This window comes from Algibacillus agarilyticus (genome assembly GCF_003286125.1).
Lineage (GTDB): Bacteria > Pseudomonadota > Gammaproteobacteria > Enterobacterales > Alteromonadaceae > Algibacillus > Algibacillus agarilyticus.
Window position 1 is genome coordinate 66,272 of sequence record NZ_QMED01000013.1, and the last position, 19,327, is coordinate 85,598.

11 protein-coding genes are annotated in these 19,327 nt (G+C 38.4%); 4 read left to right on the forward strand and 7 right to left on the reverse strand.

The features are described 5' to 3' along the window. Positions 1-30 precede the first annotated feature (30 nt). Both DPX34_RS11815 and DPX34_RS11820 read left to right on the forward strand, forming a co-directional pair. Positions 31-2,589 carry a penicillin-binding protein 1A gene (locus DPX34_RS11815; protein WP_232824719.1) on the forward strand — a complete coding sequence of 853 codons (2,559 nt, stop codon included), beginning with the start codon at positions 31-33 and terminating at the stop codon, positions 2,587-2,589. Positions 2,590-2,633: 44 nt separating this feature from the next. Further along, positions 2,634-3,125, forward strand: a complete 492-nt coding sequence (locus DPX34_RS11820; protein ID WP_111978633.1) for a GNAT family N-acetyltransferase — start codon at positions 2,634-2,636, stop codon at positions 3,123-3,125. Positions 3,126-3,377: 252 nt separating this feature from the next. Here the strand turns inward: DPX34_RS11820 and DPX34_RS11825 are convergent, their stop codons facing one another. The 6 genes from DPX34_RS11825 to rhlB form a co-directional block, all read right to left on the reverse strand. Continuing rightward, on the reverse strand, positions 3,378-5,510 hold the full coding sequence (locus DPX34_RS11825) for a hybrid sensor histidine kinase/response regulator (RefSeq protein WP_111978634.1): 2,133 nt from the start codon (positions 5,508-5,510) through the stop codon (positions 3,378-3,380). A 20-nt stretch (positions 5,511-5,530) separates the two neighbouring features. After that, positions 5,531-8,038, reverse strand: coding sequence for an EAL domain-containing protein (locus DPX34_RS11830; protein ID WP_111978635.1), 2,508 nt, complete (start codon positions 8,036-8,038; stop codon positions 5,531-5,533). Positions 8,039-8,162: 124 nt separating this feature from the next. Next, positions 8,163-10,460, reverse strand: coding sequence for an EAL domain-containing protein (locus DPX34_RS11835; protein WP_111978636.1), 2,298 nt, complete (start codon positions 10,458-10,460; stop codon positions 8,163-8,165). Between the two features lie 8 nt (positions 10,461-10,468). Then, positions 10,469-12,940, reverse strand: a complete 2,472-nt coding sequence (locus DPX34_RS11840) for a hybrid sensor histidine kinase/response regulator (protein WP_111978637.1) — start codon at positions 12,938-12,940, stop codon at positions 10,469-10,471. Positions 12,941-14,195: 1,255 nt separating this feature from the next. Continuing rightward, positions 14,196-15,689, reverse strand: coding sequence for a guanosine-5'-triphosphate,3'-diphosphate diphosphatase (gene gppA, locus DPX34_RS11850; protein WP_111978638.1), 1,494 nt, complete (start codon positions 15,687-15,689; stop codon positions 14,196-14,198). Between the two features lie 14 nt (positions 15,690-15,703). Next, positions 15,704-16,975: an ATP-dependent RNA helicase RhlB gene (gene rhlB / locus DPX34_RS11855; protein WP_111978639.1), complete on the reverse strand. Its 1,272-nt coding sequence runs from the start codon at positions 16,973-16,975 to the stop codon at positions 15,704-15,706. Between the two features lie 109 nt (positions 16,976-17,084). Here rhlB and trxA point away from each other — a divergent pair, with 109 nt between their 5' ends. Together trxA and rho are read left to right on the forward strand one after the other, a co-directional pair. Then, complete coding sequence (trxA, locus tag DPX34_RS11860; protein WP_111978640.1) at positions 17,085-17,411, forward strand: thioredoxin TrxA; 327 nt, start codon at positions 17,085-17,087, stop codon at positions 17,409-17,411. A 216-nt stretch (positions 17,412-17,627) separates the two neighbouring features. Next, complete coding sequence (gene rho, locus DPX34_RS11865; protein WP_111978641.1) at positions 17,628-18,896, forward strand: transcription termination factor Rho; 1,269 nt, start codon at positions 17,628-17,630, stop codon at positions 18,894-18,896. A 101-nt stretch (positions 18,897-18,997) separates the two neighbouring features. Here the strand turns inward: rho and DPX34_RS11870 are convergent, their stop codons facing one another. Continuing rightward, positions 18,998-19,264 carry a hypothetical protein gene (locus DPX34_RS11870; RefSeq protein WP_111978642.1) on the reverse strand — a complete coding sequence of 89 codons (267 nt, stop codon included), beginning with the start codon at positions 19,262-19,264 and terminating at the stop codon, positions 18,998-19,000. Between the last annotated feature and the right edge of the window lie 63 nt (positions 19,265-19,327).

Genomic DNA, 19,327 nt, shown 5'->3' on the forward strand with positions numbered 1-19,327 from the left:
TGCCACATTTTTTACCATTAGAGTGATCACGTGACTAAATTTTTTCGAATTTTATTTTATTTAACCCTCAGCGGAATTCTTTTTACGGTTCTGACAATAACGTCTATTTATTATTATATAAAAGATGAATTGCCTTCTGTACAGAAACTGCAAGATATTCAATTGCAAACCCCTATGCGAGTTTATACATCGGATGGTTTATTGATTTCACAATTTGGTGAAAAGAAAAGGATCCCCGTTACCCTTGCTGATGTGCCTGAACATATGATCCAAGCATTATTAGCCGCTGAAGATGCCCGTTTTTATGAGCACCCTGGCGTCGACTTCATCGGTTTAGTGCGTTCGGCTATTGCTGTTGTTTCTGCCGGTGGTAAACGAACGCAAGGTGCAAGTACAATCACCATGCAAGTCGCGCGCAATTTCTTTTTGACACGAGAAAAAACCTATATTCGTAAAATAAAAGAGATTTTTATCGCGTTTCATATCGAAAATTTATTATCTAAAGATGAAATATTAACGCTTTATTTAAATAAAAACGAACTGGGTAACCGGGCCTTTGGGGTTGGCGCGGCCGCTGAAGTTTTATACGGTAAAAAAGCCATTGATTTAACGTTACCGCAATCTGCCATGATTATCGGTTTGCATAAAGCGCCTTCTACCTATAACCCTTTACGACGTCCGGTAAAAGCCAAACAACGTCGTGATACCGTGCTGTGGCGTATGAAAGATGCCGGCTATTTGAATGAGAGCGAATATACAAAAGCGATCGAGACTCCTATTACGGCTAAATTCCATGGCGCGCAAATTGATGTGGATGCGCCTTATGTTGCTGAAATGGTGCGGCAACATATGATTGAACAATATGGTGACCAAGCTTACACCGCTGGATTTGATGTTTACACGACGGTGACGGCTAATTCGCAATTGGCTGTTCAGAAAGCATTACGAGACAATATGCATGCTTATGATGAAAGGCATGGATATCGAGGTCCATTGCAAGAGCTGTGGCAAGGGGGGGCTGAAGAACCTTGGGCTGTAACCGATATTCGCTCGGCGCTGCAAGCGCTGCCCGCTTTTGGTGATTTAACGAATGTTGTGATCACCCAAGTTGATTTAGAAAATAATTCATTTTCATTTATCGATGAAATGTCTCAGACCGGTATTGTAGGGTGGGAAGATATAAAATGGGCCCGATCTTATGTCAGTGATACGATGCAAGGCAAGGAGCCAAACAGTATTCAAGATATCCTTAGTGTTGGTCAAATTGTACGCATACGTAAAAATAACGCAGGAGATTGGCGTTTAGCGCAGTTACCTGACGTGTCTGCTGCATTAGTTTCTCTTGACCCTGATAATGGGGCAATAAGAGCATTAATTGGCGGTTATGATTTTAGGCAAAGTGAATATAATCGTGTTACGCAGGCGAAGCGCCAAGTCGGTTCTAATATTAAACCTTTTATCTATTCTGCCGCTTTAGAAAATGGTTTCACATTAGCGAGTATTGTTAATGATGCCCCGATAAACCAATGGGATCGTCGCCAAGGTACAGTATGGCGGCCCAAAAACTCGCCTGCTGTTTATGATGGCCCAATTCGTATTCGCCAGGCATTAGCTAAATCTAAAAATGTAGTATCGGTTAGGCTTTTACGTAGCATTGGGATCCCAACCGTGGTTGACTATTTAACACGTTTTGGTTTTTCACCACACGAAATATCTGCGAATGAATCGTTAGCTTTAGGCTCAGCTTCATTCACGCCACTGGAAGTCGCCACCGCATTCACTACATTTGCTAATGGTGGGTATTTAGTTGAGCCTTATTTTATTGAACGAATAGAAAGCCAAACGAATGAATTAATATGGGAAGCAAACCCGCCTTTAGCTTGCCTCGCTTGTCGATTAAAACAAGAAGCTGAATTGCAGTTGCAATCGGAAGATGCGTTTTTTAAAAATCAATATGATCAGTCAACGAAAGAGAAACCAGTGAAAGAATACCTGCAAGCACCTCAGGTGATAAGTGAGCAAAATGCATTTTTAATTGCGGAGGCAATGAAAAGTACAGTCTGGGGAGGTGGGAATTGGAATAAAGGCACCGGATGGAATGGTACCGCTTGGCGTGCTCAAAAATTAAAACGCCGAGATATAGGTGGTAAAACCGGTACAACCAATGACGCAAAAGATGCATGGTTTAGTGGTATTACCCCTAAAGAAGTGATCACCAGTTGGGTTGGTTTTGACGATCATTCACGTGTGCTGGGCCAATCAAAATACAATAATAATTTAGACCGCAACCAAATTTACGGCACGGAATTTGGCGCTAAAACGGCTTTGCCTGCTTGGATAGATTATGCAAAAGAAATTTTGCAAGATGTTGATAACTCAGCTAAACATATGCCCGCTAACATCGTTACCGTACGCATTGATAACACCAGTGGCAAGCTGTCGAATAAAACGGATCATACAACGCAATTTGAGTATTTTATTAAAGGCACGGAACCTACTGAGTTCGTCGAAAGATCGCCAGACGTTGACATTTTAACAGCGGAACAGGAGGGAGAGGTGAGTGAAGGTGCGGATGAGGGTATTTTTTAATAAATCGACTACACTCAAATGACTTGAGTCGTTTAGTAGATATTATGACTAAAAATAAAACGTATTACCTTGAAATGCACAGTGCTGCGGCGTTAAAAGTAAAGCGATTGCCTAAATGGTTGTATGTAAAAGAATGTGTAGAACCACAGGCTAAGCTTAATCAGTTTATGTATCAAGCCGTTGGTACGCCTTGGAAGTGGGTTGATAAAATCAGTTGGTCAGAACAAATTTGGCAAACTTACGTAGAGCGTGACAATTTAAGGACATGGCTTGCTTTAGAGGAAGGCTCTATTGCGGGGTATTTTGAGTTAGAGCGCTCAGTAGAAGGTGATGTTGAAATTATTTATTTTGGTTTAATGCCTGAATATATTGATCGCGGTATTAGTTCGGCTTTATTGTCGTTTGCGACTGAGCAAGCATGGCAATGGGATGCAAAGCGTGTATGGGTGCATACGGGCGACTTTGATCACCCAGCAACATTAAATAATTATAAAAAGCGTGGTTTTGATTTGTATGAGCCAATGCTCCTTGGGTAAGCTGATAGTCAAAGCGATCGGGTTTTAGGGGCCGGTTTCTCGTTCCAGACGAAACCGAAGTACTTACATCCATGCAGGCAAGCTTCGAGACGCCATGAGCATAGGCCTACTAAGTGATTGGGGCCGCCTAAATGGATTTAGGTGTTAGAACGACGCAGGAGCCAAAGTCGAGAGTAAGCGCTGACAATGAACCATAAAACCTGAGCGAGAAGATTATATCTCTGTCTATATACCTAGGGTAGAGAAGCCGATTTAGTTTTCTCTTGAATATAAGGCTTGATTAAGTGATTCAAGTAACTGGCTGAATACACGGTCTATCTCACCTAAGTGATCACTTTTTATAAGTTGCTCTACCTCACTCGCATCGCTTGATACTTGCGTAAAACCAAAATTACCGGCTGAGCCTTTAATATTATGCGCTACTTTTGCTAGTTTTTGCCAATCATGATTTTTTTTCGCATGTTTCAGCATCTCTATTTCACAGGGTAAGCTGTCAATATATTCATAAACTAATGCTCTAAATGCGCTGTTATCAAGTGAAAACAAAGTATCTTGATTGGGTGCTGACGGTTCTAACGTTGCTTGTTTGGTTACCGCGGATTCAGTATGGCTTTGGCAAAACTGTTTAATCACATTAATAAAGTGAATTTGCTCTATAGGTTTTGCAATGTGAGCGTCAAAGCCGAGTGATAAATAACGTTGGATATCTTGCGACATCGCGTTAGCCGTTAATGCAACAATAGGAATATCGGCATCGGTCGCTTTGATAATTTTTAATGCCTCTTCACCTGACATAATCGGCATTTGAATATCCATTAAGATTAAATCGAAATCTTCAAGTAACGCTTTTTCTACGGCTTGTTCACCTTGTTCTGCCGTTGAAACCGTTAGCCCTATTTGCTCTAATTTTAATTTTATAAGCTTACGATTATCAATATTATCTTCGGCAACTAAAACATGCCCTATGAAGTTTGAATTATTTGAAGGTAAACTATTGGGGATTTCATTGCTTTTGTTTTCGGTGGCATTGGTTATTTGTGTATGCTGCTGACTTAGGTGTGCGGCGATAGAAAAGTAAAAAATAGTGCCTTGTTTGGGGATACTTTCAACTCGAATGGAGCCGCCCAATAATTCAATAAGTTGTTTGCTAATATATAAACCTAAACCGGTACCGCCATAGGTACGGTTAATACTGCTATCGGCTTGTTGATAGGCTTTAAACAAGTTATCACAAACTTGCTGACTCATACCGATGCCCGAATCTTTTAATACAAACAATATTTTCTTGTGCTCATTATCGTATGAAATATCTAAATTTATTTGGCCTTTGGGGGTAAATTTTATGGCGTTTGTGGTTAAGTTAAACAAGATTTGCTTGAGCCGAGTTGGATCCGTTTGTATGTGTGATGGCAAAGGGTATTGGTAACTTAGGTTAAAACATACATCTTTATGCGCCAGGCTATTTTGTTGGGTTTCTTGTACTTGTTCAGCAATGGATAACCATTCAGAATCAATTGATTCTAGTTGTAATTTCCCCGCCTCAATCTTTGATAAATCTAAAATATCATTAACTAATGAAAGTAAGTGTTCACCATTTTTATGTATGGTTTTAACGGTGCTTTCTTTTGTTTCTTTACTTAAATTATCAGAGAAGTAACTCTCGGCGTAACCTAAAATAGCGGTTAATGGCGTTCTGATCTCATGGCTCATCTGAGCTAAAAATTCACTTTTAAAGCGATTGGCTTGTGCTTCTTTTTTTAGCAGGTCTTGATTGATTTTGTTGACGTGATTTAGGTCATGTTCATATAAAAATAAACGTCGATTAATGCGTTCTAAAATTAAGCTTGCAACCCAGGTCGCAATAGACCAAATCGCCAACATAAAAATGATATTTATTTCATTTTTGTTGAGCTGGTTATGGCTAATAAATAAGATGCTAGGAACAACACAACTGGCTAAACCTGCGTATAAAGCTAATCTCGCGCCGAGCTGACAAATAACAATGCCAAATAAATAGAATAAAACTGATGGCACAACGAGCTCTGGTCGTTCAGACACGATCGCATTTAAATACGGAACATAAAGCATGCCCACACTGATATAAATGAGCATTGAATGCGAGAGCGAAATAAAGCGCCACTTCGAAAGGGTTGCGAAAGTGATAGCCGCCCAAAAACACATGTATACAGAGCGTGTAATGAATAATTCATTAAAACGGGCTTCCGCATTAAAGTAATCATTCAACATGAAAATAAGCGGAAGAATACCGCCAATCCAATAGATAAACGCAACTAAAGGGCGTGCTTTACTTTCAGCGTTAATCCAAAATTGCTGCTCTAGATCATCTTCAAACTTTAGTTGCGAAAAATGTTTTTGAGTTTTCACCAGATATTTAACCGCAATTATTAATCGTTAATCTTATTTGTCGTTGTGATTGATTTATGATCATCTAACCACGTTAAATATTGGGTAACAGCAAGTGGCTTACTTATGTAATAACCTTGCCCAATATCGCATTGCAATTGTTTCAATGTGTCTAATGCTAATTGGTCTTCAATACCTTCAGCGACAGAAGTTAAGCTTAAGTTTTTGCTTAAGCTTAAAATGATTTCCGTTATGGTGTAGTTTTGTTCTTTTTCACCGATATCCAAAATAAATGATTTGTCTATTTTTAACTCGTTAACGGGTAATAAACTTAAATAAGATAATGAAGAATAACCGGTACCAAAATCATCAATGCTGGTTAAAACACCTAATTGACTAATACGTGCTAAGGCCAAGCTCGCGAGCCCTGGCTCACTCATCATGGCCGATTCGGTTACTTCAAGTAATAACTGGTTATTGGGTAAAGGTGAGCGCTTAAGTAACGCAGCTAAGTTATTGACAAATTGTGGGTGCTCTAAGTCATGAGCTGAAATATTGACTGATATGACATGGCCTTTACACTTTTGATTAAATACTTGGTTAATCTGTAAAGCTTCTTCAATCACCCATAAAGAGATAGCGGATATGAGCCCAGCTTCTTCGGCGATAGGAATAAATTCAGTTGGGGCAATAAAGCCATGTTCTTGATGATGCCAACGGATCAATGCTTCTCCGCCATAAGGCTTGCCATCTTGCAAGGTGATTTGCGGTTGCACATGAATAAAAAGTTCAGATTTAGATTGTATCGCTTTTTTTAAATCTGTCATTAATGCGAGCCGGCGTTCGGTAAACAAATTTTTCTCATCTGAATAGAGAATAAAAGGTAATTGCTTATTGACGGCGATATTACTTGCGATGTTTACATTTTGAATTAACTGCTCAATGTTGTCACAATGATATTTAGAGTACGCAACACCCACATGGCAGTCACAGTCTAATGTGATCGCGTGATATTCAATAGGCCGCTGAACTTCCATTCTGATCGCTTTAATGATGTTATCAGGTTCATTAAGTGTGTCAGCGACTGCGAGAATGAGTTGCCCGCGCTCTAATTGACCAAGGTAAATAGGCTGATGGGTTTGAACACCTAAATTAAGTAATTGTTTCTGGTTTTTTGACCAGGCGGTTAAACGAGCTGCAATAACGGTGAGGATTTCATTCGCCGTTTTTAACCCGAGGGTATTTTGAATAATATGAATACGCTGAATATTCAATTGCAGTAAAGTGAACTCCTTTTTTTCATGGTGCTCTACCAATTGTGCAACAAGCGTATTGTGGTTAGGTAAACCGGTGATGGGATCATGACTCGCGATATAGTTTTTTTCGTTCTCTGACATTTTTAGTTTGTCTGCGAGTGCTAATGTTAATAAAAAGGCTTCAAAAAGTATGGCGATATCTAACAGTAACGTTCTTTGCTCTAAACTCGGTACGAGTTGCCAAATACTTAATTGCGTATACAAAGCCGCTAAGATTAAAGGCAGCCAACTTAAAATATAATAACGAGCTGTTACTTGTCCTTTATTCCATGCTGAGATTGCCGCACTTAAAAATAGCGGCCCTGCGATAAGCGTTAATATACCGATCATTAATAAGGTAAAGCGCGCAGATACAAATAAAGAGATCACACTGGCACAGATAATGGCGATAATGAGCCTTTTTACCCAAGGTTCAAAATGTGATTTTATTTTTTTTAATTCAAGAAAAAAGTAACAAAAACAGCCTGCGAAAATCAATGCACATAACGCTAAGGAAGCCGAGTAGGGTTGGAGTAATATATTCCAATTGGCAGGAATAAACGCAGCACCATGATCACTAAATAAAATGCGCCAAGCTAATGTAGCGAAAATATAAGCCGAATACCAAAGAAACGCCGCGTGTTTTAAGCCGAAATATAAAATCAAGTTATAGATAGCTAAGCCGATTAATATACCCAGAAAAGCGCCTAAAATAGGAACGGTTAACATAGTGTGGTCATTAAAAGCACTTTGCTGCCAAATTATTGGCCTAATACCACTATTAACGTGTCGTATTTTAACCAGTAAAGTGACTTGTTCGAGCGGTTGTAAATCAAAAGCAAAAATAGGCCGCTTAAAACGATAATCTTGAATATCGTTAGGGTATTCAAATTGTTTAACGATTTGTTGGCCAGAGAATAAGTAAAAGGATACGGCAGGGCTTTTACTATTTTGTAGCTCTAAAACAAAATTAATCGTGTCATTTGCTTCAGAATTGAGTTCGGTCGCAAGCCACAAGGTTTTACCTGAATAATCTAATGCAATTGATTCATTTTCTAATTGTGGTCGTGTATAGAGTTGTTCGAGTGCTTCGTCGGCAGTAAAAAACTGATCGTTATCGTATAAAAAATGTAAGTCATTGCCAATCGCAATGGATTGATCCGTTGTTTTTAAGGTAAGTGCATACGCGTTGGCACATGAAAGCATTAACAGTAAATAACTAATAGCTAAGTAAGCTGATATTTTTAGGCGCATTTAGTTTTGCTTTACTGTGTTTAGTGTCATACATACCTTGTTTATTAGGGTTTGTGATTTTTGCCGCTCAAAAATATAACCTAAAGCTACACTTTCTTCACTTTAAATTCATTAATCTAATGACTTATTGATAAGTTTTTTTAAAGTTTCCAATTATTTTGGTGAAATCGTGTTCGATTTCTTTACCTGAGTTACTTAAATTCATAACACGTTGAACCTCTTTTTCAATTGTAGTCAATAAGTCAGTTTCTTGTTTGTCGGTTAAATCCAGCGTATCTAAAGAGGCTCTTACATCTAAGATCAGCATATCAATAATTAAATGGGTTTCTTTTTCAAAGTCATTAAATTTATTTTTTAAGGCTCCTAAAATATCGTCGATATTGGTGACCAGTTCTGTTGCTGATTGGGCTCGCAATAAATCGACCCATTTTGCTTCTATCCCTTCTATTAACGCGGTGATCAAATGAGTGTAATGCGGATAAGTCTTGTCATCCGAATTCGGCATATTTTTAATGATAATAGAAATATGTTTATCGTTAATCATGGTTTTATCATTAAAGTGATATAGAGAGCCTGCATTGGCTAGCATGTCGAATAAGCTTTCTTCCATTGGGCTACATATCTGTGTAGCAGAGCGCAAGCTATAATTGTTTGTTGACGATCTAAATTGAATGCAAGCACTTAATCGTAATTCAGCCATATACGAGAAAAAAAGCTCGGCTAATTGTTGATAATTTCGGCAAGCAAAAGATTGTTTAAAAAAGTGAAGGAGTGAACCGTATTGCGCTGCTTCTATCGTTGTGTTGAAAGCAATATCTTGGGCGCTTTCTTCATCTTGTGTTAGTTTTTTTTGTTTAATTTGAAAATGCTTCAACGTACGGAGCTTGGCTAAGAGTTCTCCTATTGAAATGGGTTTCGCAATAAAATCATCCCCCCCTGCCGCGTAGGCTTTTAATCTTTGCTCTTTGTTATCTAATTCGGATATAAACAGTATCGATGCGTCTTGGACATTACTTTTAATTTTTTGACCTATTTCAAAGCCGTCATGGTCGGGTAAATTGGTATTGAGCAAAATGATATCAGGTGATATTTCATTTAAATCATCTAAAAACGGCATTGCAGATGAGTAACTTGAAAATTCGAATTTATCTTTAAACACATCATTGATCATCGATATAAAATTAAGATCATCATCAACTAAGCATACTTTTAATTCGTGGCTTTGCTGGGTTGATACCGATGTATAATGATTATTAGCCTGTAACCATTTATTCATGCTGGTTACGTTTAATGGTTTTGCAAAATAGTAACCTTGTCCGACATCACAGCCGAGTGTGATTAAGGCGTTGCGTGTTTCTGAATCTTCAATACCTTCGGCGACAACTTTAATACCGAGTTTATGTGCCATTTCGATCGTTGAGTTTACAATGGCTTGCGACTGTGGATTATGTAAAAAATTACCAATAAATGAGCGATCGATTTTTAACTCGGTAAATGGGATATTTTGTAACTGTTGAACAGAAGAGTAACCTGTTCCAAAATCATCGATAGATAGATCAAACCCTTTCATGCGTAAACGCGTTAAAATTTCAAGTGAAGAAGCTTGATCATCGGCTAAGGCACTTTCTGTTAGTTCTATAATTATTTGTTGTGGCAATAAGTTATAAGCTTCGACTTTTTGGCTTAAATAATCAGGAACGTCGAGTTTTGATAACGAGCGAGCTGAAAAGTTAATGGCGACTCTTAAAGGTTGATCCACTGTTGACCATTTAGCTAATTGAGGTAACGATTGATCAACTATTTTAAAGGTAAGGTCATCGATTAAATCGAATTGCTCAGCGAGCGGAATAAATATATCGGGTGGAATGGGCGAGCCTTTGAAGGTCCAACGGGCTAAGCTTTCAAAACCGAGTAATTGATTGTTAATTAGGTCTATTTTGGGCTGGTAGTAGACTTCTATTTCATTATTTTTAATGCCTTCATGTAACGCCAGCACAATTTCTTCATCACTTAACTCATCATCTTCGATTGTTCTCGGTGTTTTTTGAGCAAAATGTTGCTCACTACGTAGGGTTTTTAAAAAAGCGTCAAGCGAAAAAGGTTTGCTTAAGCAATCAACTAAATTTAATTGGTAAGCGTTAGCGAGTTGTCCGGCAGAATTGATCACGGATATGTCACAACCTGAAGCAATAATAATACGTGATGTACAGTTGTGTTCTTTTAGCCAGCGTAATATTTGCACGCCATCGTAGCCCGGCACGCTTAAATCAATGATGATATCGTCGTAATCATGGCAATTTAATTGTTCAATTTTTTTGCCGTTGTTAATTGTAAGTACGCTCGCATTTACTAACTCTGCAGCATCCGTTACAAATTCAGCGAACAAGTCATCGTCATCAATGAGTAGTATTTTTCGCATCATTTTTATCCCTATTGCCGTAAATATTCATGAATTAAATCCAATAATTCTTTTTTCTTAAATGGTTTGTTGAGCAGCGGTATATTAATTAGCTCTGGCGCACTCAGTCTATCATCCTTGATAAATCCACTCATTAATATAATAGGCAATTTTGGCCAGTTTTGGTGTATTTTTTGCGCTAATTTTATCCCATCTATCTCACCTGGCATATTAATGTCGCTTAAAACCAAATCAAAGTTATTATTTTTTAAGCTATTTAAAGCAATTTCTCCTTGATCTGCACATTGAATATTAAGTTGATAATGTTGTAAAAAAGTAGAAAGTAATTTGGTTATCGATTTTTCATCATCAACAAGTAAAAGGCGCTTGCCGGCTAAGCTAGGATACTCATCATTCGTTTTTATGGGTATATCAATTTGAGAGTCATCAATCTCAACAATTGGGAAGTATAATAAAAAGGTTGTGCCTTGCGCTTCGGTTGATTCTACAAAAATATAACCATTGCTACTTTTGATGAAGTTATAGATAAGACTGAGGCCGAGCCCTGTCCCTTTGGATTTTGATTTTGTCGTAAAGAAAGGATCAAAGATATGCTCTTTTAATTCATGTGGCATACCTTCACCGTTATCTGCGACTGTTAATTCTAAATAATGGCCGGGCGATAAGCTAGCATAGGGGGTATTATTGTTGTTAATGAATACTTCATGGCTACTAATGGTGATAGTGCCGCCGTTTGGCATGGCATCACCCGCATTGATGCATAAATTGATCAACGAATCTGTAAAGTTACCAATATCGAGCAAGATCCATTTTGTGATGGGTAATAGGTTAAATGTGAAGTCTATTTTGTTTGAAACCGACTCTTTTAATAAATCTTGTAAATCGTTTATCTCCATTGTCAAATTGACAAGTTTATTGTCGTTATGATCAATTCGCGACATGCGCCCTAGCTTTTGAGTTAACTGATTACCTCGTTCAACGCCTTTAAGTGCCGATGCGATTTTTCGAATGACTATCTCATTATCGGCTTGTTGCATTTGCAGCAATTCTAAATGCCCTGAAACAATATTGAGTATATTATTAAAGTCATGCGCTATACCGCCTGCCATATGGCCTAACGCATCCATTTTTGAGCTTCGCTTAATAACCTTTTCTGCTAGCTTGATGTCACTTAAATCATATAAAATCACGACAAATGCCATCTCTCCTAACGCTAATTCGCCTAACGCTATTTCGTCGAGTGGTTTAATCGCTGAAAAGGTAACCTTAACCGGAATTTTGATGCCATCATTGCGTATGGCTTTCAGCTCTTTTGTTGACGATGTTTTGACTGCGCTTTCAATAAATTCACTGGCTAGATTATCAAGTTCATTTTGGTCTTCAACGTGGATTATTGATTTTAACGGCTGATCACTCATTTTGTCAGCTGGGTATAAAAATGTACTTTGTGCCGCGGCATTAAATATTTCTATTTTTAACTCGGCGTTTAAAACAATAATAGGAATTGGGATGCTTTCTAAGACCGTACGGAAATTATCTTGGCTTTTGTGTAATCTTGATTCTGTCGCACGTTGACCGGTTATATCTTGAATTATCCCAATTAATTTTTTATTTTTGGTGAGTGGGTCGGTAATAAATTCAGCTATATTGTGTAATGTTTTTAATTGGCCATTAGCCGTTTCAACCCGATAGTGAATATTTAATCCATTACCTTGTAAGGCTAGTCGATAGGCTTTTATGTATTTTTCTTTATCTGCTGAATGTACGCGGTTAAGCTCGTTAAGAAAACTCGCTTTAATATGAGTCGGGTCATAATCATAAAGCCGAAAAACTTCTTCTGACCAACTCACCATTTCATTATTAATATCTCGCTCCCAACTGCCAACTTTTGATATTTTTTGCGAGTTAAGTAAGCGTAATTCACTCACTTCTAATTTGGTTAGAATCGCATTTTCGCGCTTGGCCATTTTGATAACATAAATTAGATGCGCAATGCTGTTTTGATGTTTATAGAGGGCATTGTTAAACTCACTTTCCTGACTACTGTGCGTGTTAGCAAGCACTAAAACCGCTAACGTACTATTAACCCCGAGTATGGGTAAAACCAGCATGTTTTCAATTTTTGGTGCGGTTAACGGTAATTGGTTTTGCATAGAGAATGCAGAGGCCGTGGTAACAAATTGCATCTTAGCTTGTAGATAGGCTTGATAAAATAAGCAATCAGCTTTGGTATTAAGCGTAAGTGATTGAGTTAACTTAAAGGTGTTTTCTTCTGCTAACTCTAAGTGTTGCTCTGCTAGTATCTGTAAGGTTAAGGTCTTTGACTTTTTAAAGGTACCGACAAAACCGTATTGGTAATGATTTAATGACATCAAACTACGTAATAATGTAGACAGGGTTTCGGTAGCATTATTCGATACTAGAAAGTGTTGCTGCGCGGCCACAATACTTTGCAGTACTTGGTATTCAACTTGTATATCCATATAACGTTGCTTTAACTAACGTAGACTGATACAAAAATTGTAGTGTATAACCTGTAAATAAACAGCCGTTTTAGTTAAATAAGTTGGTTTATATAAAGAGATAAAGGCTTATCAATCAAGTTGATTAACTAGGGCGTGTTTATCTTTGTCGTATAGATTTTGTTCAATTCCAAAGTGTTTTGATCGCGGCATTGGCTTGATGGCATAGTGGTTCTACGTCAAAAGCCAATAACAAAGAGCAAAACGTTTTGGATTGAACCCAAAGGGCAGCGCATTTGCGCTATTTCTACTATGTTGCCCCACATGGATGTGGGGTAAGGTGGCTTTGCAGGAGCATAAAGTCTTTGCCCCACATGGATGTGGGGTAAGGTGACTTTGCAGGAGCATAAAGTCTTTGCCCCACATGGATGTGGGGTAAGGTGACTTTGCAGGAGCATAAAGTCTTTATCGCTCTTTTATGTAGAATGACTACACCGCAATCGCTCTGCCTTGTATAATACCAATCCGTAATAATAAGTGCTCACTCAGCGAGCGTTTAAATGCGCTTAAATGAAAGAATAGTGGTGCTCTTTTGAGTTCGAGCAACACAGAGTAAGCGTATTTAAAACTCGCCTGAAAGGAATGCCCCAGCGGCNCGTCAAAAGCCAATAACAAAGAGCAAAACGTTTTGGATTGAACCCAAAGGGCAGCGCATTTGCGCTATTTCTACTATGTTGCCCCACATGGATGTGGGGTAAGGTGGCTTTGCAGGAGCATAAAGTCTTTGCCCCACATGGATGTGGGGTAAGGTGACTTTGCAGGAGCATAAAGTCTTTGCCCCACATGGATGTGGGGTAAGGTGACTTTGCAGGAGCATAAAGTCTTTATCGCTCTTTTATGTAGAATGACTACACCGCAATCGCTCTGCCTTGTATAATACCAATCCGTAATAATAAGTGCTCACTCAGCGAGCGTTTAAATGCGCTTAAATGAAAGAATAGTGGTGCTCTTTTGAGTTCGAGCAACACAGAGTAAGCGTATTTAAAACTCGCCTGAAAGGAATGCCCCAGCGGCTTTTGACCTGCGTTATCGGTATTTGAAAGGGAACAACCATTCCTACACACCGACGCCTTGTTCAAAAACCGCAGGATGCATTCTGAGAGATCACTTATTTATATGAATTGGTATAAATCGTGCAAATACGGCTGCAAAAGCATACACAAAAGATAAACATGCCCTAAGCTCTTTCAATAAGACTATCGGTATAGAAATAGATTTATGCGGTTAACGTTAAGTTGAAATCAATAATTTTTAAGTGTTGAATTTCTTGTTCAAATTCACTTGCCATTAATGGGTGTTCTGCTAGCCAGTGAGCCTCAAATTGTAACTGAACATCATGTTCAGTTAACGCGGTTATCGTTACTTTTGGCAGGGCCTCATCTCGGCGGCGCATTGTTAATAATACGGCTAATCGTAAAATGCAGGTTAGTTGTGCCGCGAGTAAAGGGCTTGTCATCGTCTGGTTTTGTATTTCAATGGGTGTAATATCTGCTCGACAGTTGCCAACTAATGCAATCAGTAATTTACGCTGCGCTAAGCTAAACCCAGGAATGGCTGTGTTATTTAAAATATAGGCGCTGTGTTTATTGGCATATTTAAAGTCAATTGCAAAACCGACTTCATGTACAATCGCCGCGAGTGACAATACCGCTTTTGCATCGTGTTGGTTTAAATTCCAAGCTGATTTTAATTGCTTAAACAACGCCAGTGCCGTGTCTTTAACTCGATGCGCATGAGCAGAATCTAATTGATAACGTTGAATAAAACTGTCGGCTGTACGCGAACGAATATTTAAGTTTTGCTGGCAAGGTAACATGCCATAAATCAAACCTTCTCGTAATGCACCCCCTGCAATAACAAGGTAGTTAATTTTTAAACTTTCAAAGATAGCGATTAAAATGGCAAGGCCACTCACAAATACAACACGTCTTTCTTCAGCTAAACCTGCAATCGTTAAGTTATCAATAGAGCTGCATTCAATAGCTTGCTGCATTAACATGTGCATTTTTTCAAGTGTGATTAATTCACTAAAGCCCTGAGCGGTTAAACATTCTTGGATCGCTTGTGGCGTTCCTGATGCCCCTAAACAGGCTTGCCAGCCATGGGTTAAGTAGCTTAAAGCTAAAGGGGCAATTAATGATTTTGCATGACTTATAGCGGCAGAAAAATTATCGTTGCTAATGACATCATTTTTAAAGTAACGTTTTAAGTAGGTTACGCAGCCAATATTAAGGCTATTAACGACGATGGGATCAAAGCCTTGTCCAACGACGAGTTCAGTGCTCGCCCCTCCAATATCAATGACTAATTTAGTCTTAGCTGAACCCGAAGTGTGTGCGACGCCAATGTAAATCAAGCGTGCTTCATCCTCCCCACTAATGATATTGATTTTATGGCCAAGTATTTTTTCTGCTTTTTCTAAAAAAACAGTTACATTCGTTGCTAAGCGCAATGTTGCGGTGCCAACGATCCTAACTTGAGTGATAGGGATGTCTTGCAAACGTTCGGCAAATAATGAAAGGCAATCCCAACCACGAGCCATCGCTTCTTGGCTAAGATTGTTATCTTCATCCAATCCTGATGCCAAACGCACTTTGCGTTTTATTTTTCCAATAGTTTGAACGCTACCGCCAACACTACGTATCAGCAGCATATGAAAACTATTTGAGCCTAAATCAATGGCCGCATAAACAGGATTGGTCTCGTTCATATTTACCTATTAGCTTACCTATTATAGTTACGTCCACCCCGGTTGGGCTTGTTGTTTGGACGGTTTGATCTAAAGGGTTTACGCGCAACAGGGCGCGGTGTAACTACGTCATCTAGCAAAGCGGTTGGATCGTATTGACCCACGGGAATGCTATGGCCAATATATTCTTCAATTGCCGGTAAGTTGTAAACATACTTTTCGCAAGCGAAACTAATAGCGATACCGGTTTTACCTGCACGACCAGTACGACCAATACGGTGGACATAATCTTCAAAATCATCAGGCAGGTCATAATTAAATACATGACTTACGTCTGAAATATGTAAACCTCGCGCTGCAACATCGGTTGCGACTAATATATCCAGTTGTCCTTTCGTAAATTGATTAAGAATATGTAACCGTTTTTTCTGAGTAACATCACCCGTTAATAAGCCTACTCGATGTTTGTCGGCTCTTAGCCAGTTGTTAACATCTTCGCAGCTATGTTTGGTGTTACAAAAAACAATGGCTTTGTCTGGCCATTCTTCTTCCATTAATGTCAGCAATAAACGCATTTTGTCTTGCTGAGCAGGAAAAAATAGTTCTTCTGTAATACGACCCGATAACATTTTTTCAGATTCGATAAACACATCGGTAGGGTTACCCATGTGTTCATAGGCTAATTCTTTCACTTTATGTGAAAGTGTAGCTGAAAATACTAAATTAAGCCTTTTTTCAGGCTCTGGCATATTTTTAAACAAATAACGAATGTCTTTAATAAAGCCTAAATCGAGCATTCTATCGGCTTCGTCGAGTACAACCACTTGCACGGCAGATAGATTTAATTCGCCTTGCTTATAATAATCGATTATACGCCCAGTTGTGCCGATTAAAATGTCGATGCCTGCCTTAATTTGTGCACGCTGTTCATCATAACCTTCACCACCATAAATCAAACCTAAAGACAGGCCTGTCGCTTTAGAAAGCAACTGTGCATCTTTATGTATTTGTACGGCTAATTCACGGGTTGGCGCGAGTATAACGGCTCCAAGTTGCCCATCTTGTACGGGGTTAGTTGATTTTTGAGTTAACAATCGATTGAATGTCGCTAACAAAAAGGCCATGGTTTTACCCGTACCTGTTTGTGCTTGACCTGCAATGTCATTTCCCTTTAATGCTAAAGGTAAACTCTTCTCTTGTATTGGGGTACAGTGGACAAAACCGGCTTCAGTTAAAGCAGTTTGTAGACGTGGATCTAAGTCCAAATCGCTAAATTTTGTCTCTGTTAAGTGTTTTTGGGTATTCATCATTCCATAAGCATATCAGTATAAACTTGCAATAAGAAACACAATCGTTTAAAAAACTCAGTAAATTTAATTCTATCCGCAATATGCGAATCTTAAATGGGAGATAGCGATGAGTGACGCTACTATCGAACTAACAAATGATAATTTTGATGAAGAAGTAATTAAGGCCGATTTACCGGTGTTAGTTGATTTTTGGGCAGAGTGGTGTGGTCCATGTAAAATTATCGCGCCGGTAATTGGCGAAGTGGCTGAAGAATTTGCTGGTAAAGTAAAAGTAGGCAAATTAAACGTAGATGAAGCAAACGAAGTAGCTGCTAAATTTAATATTCGTGGTATCCCTACTTTATTAATGTTTAAAAATGGCGCTGTTGTTGACAATAAAGTTGGCGCAATGTCCAAAACACAATTAGTTGAATTTGTTAGTCAACACGCTTAATAAATAAGGCGGTAATTGTGCAATTGAGGTTCTTAATTTGAGAACCTCAATTTTTTTCTGGATCTCTTAAAAAAATACTGCTACCTTTAGTTCGTCCAAAGACATTCGTTCAAAAAATAAACCCCTAAATTAAAACTCAAAATATTCTTATTTGGATTAAGCCCAAAGACCAATATCTATTTGAGCCAACTTATATCACCTAAAGAACCCACCGTTATGAATTTAACCGAACTTAAACAAAAGCCTATAAATGAATTAGTTAAACTAGCCGAGTCTATGGGACTTGAAAATATGGCTCGTTTACGCAAACAAGATATTATATTCGCCATTTTGAAAACGCACGCTAAAAGCGGTGAAGATATTTTTGGTGACGGCGCCCTTGAAATATTACAAGATGGTTTTGGTTTTTTACGCTCAGGTGATTCTTCGTACCTTGCGGGGCCAGATGATATCTATGTGTCACCTTCACAAATAAGACGTTTTAATTTACGTACTGGCGATACCTTAGCCGGAAAAATCCGCCCACCTAAAGACGGCGAGCGTTATTTTGCATTATTAAAAATTAACCAAGTTAATTTTGATCGACCTGAAAACTCTAGAAATAAAATTTTATTTGAGAACTTAACGCCTTTACATGCAACTGACCGCATGATTATGGAACGTGGTAATGGTTCTAAAGAAGATATTACCGCGCGTGTGCTTGATTTAGCTTCACCAATTGGTAAAGGGCAACGTGCACTATTAGTTGCGCCACCAAAAGCCGGTAAAACGATGCTGTTGCAAAACTTGGCACAGTCTATAGCGGCTAATCACCCTGAATGTGTTTTGATGGTGTTATTAATTGATGAGCGTCCGGAAGAAGTAACGGAAATGCAGCGTTTAGTACGCGGTGAAGTTATTGCTTCAACGTTTGATGAGCCTGCTAGCCGCCACGTTCAAGTGGCCGAAATGGTAATCGAAAAAGCTAAACGTTTAGTTGAACATAAAAAAGACGTCGTCATTTTACTTGATTCAATTACACGTCTCGCACGTGCTTATAACACGGTTATCCCTTCATCAGGTAAAGTATTAACCGGTGGTGTTGATGCTAATGCATTACATAAGCCTAAGCGTTTCTTTGGTGCTGCTCGTAATGTTGAAGAAGGCGGTAGCTTAACTATTATTGCAACTGCGTTAATTGATACTGGCTCTAAAATGGATGAAGTTATCTATGAAGAATTTAAAGGAACGGGTAACTCTGAAATCCATTTAAATCGTAAGATAGCTGAAAAACGTGTTTTCCCTGCGATTGATATTAATCGTTCTGGTACACGTCGAGAAGAATTACTCACTTCAAGTGAAGAATTGCAAAAAATGTGGATACTCAGACGAATCGTTCATGAAATGAGTGAAATTGATGCAATGGAATTTATGATCGATAAGTTATCTATGACCAAAACTAATGATGAATTCTTTGAAGCAATGAAACGCCAAAAAGGCAGTTAATTGTTTAACGTTATTTGATTGATAAAAACCTCTTAATTGAGGTTTTTTTGTTTTTGGGTTTGTTTATACCCAAGTCACTTCAAGATTAATTAAAATGTGAATTAGTGATCATGGTCGCAACAATTGTGCGCTGCACATTTTTGTGCCGCTAATTCGGTTTGATAGGCTTCAACAATTGCATTTTCATTGATGGTATTAAATTCGTCTACATTGCATTCTAATATAATCGAAAATTCTAACCCATCTTCTATTTTAATAAACTCGATGACGAGTGTTGAATCAGCATCCTGTGCGACATGGAAAGACGCTTGTGTGCATTGCGTTTTTTCACGTAGTGCTTTTAATACTTCAAAGCTATTCGTTAACATTATTGTTTCCTTCTCTTGCCTTAATTGATAAGGCGCTGCTTTATCAATTCAGATACAAAAAAT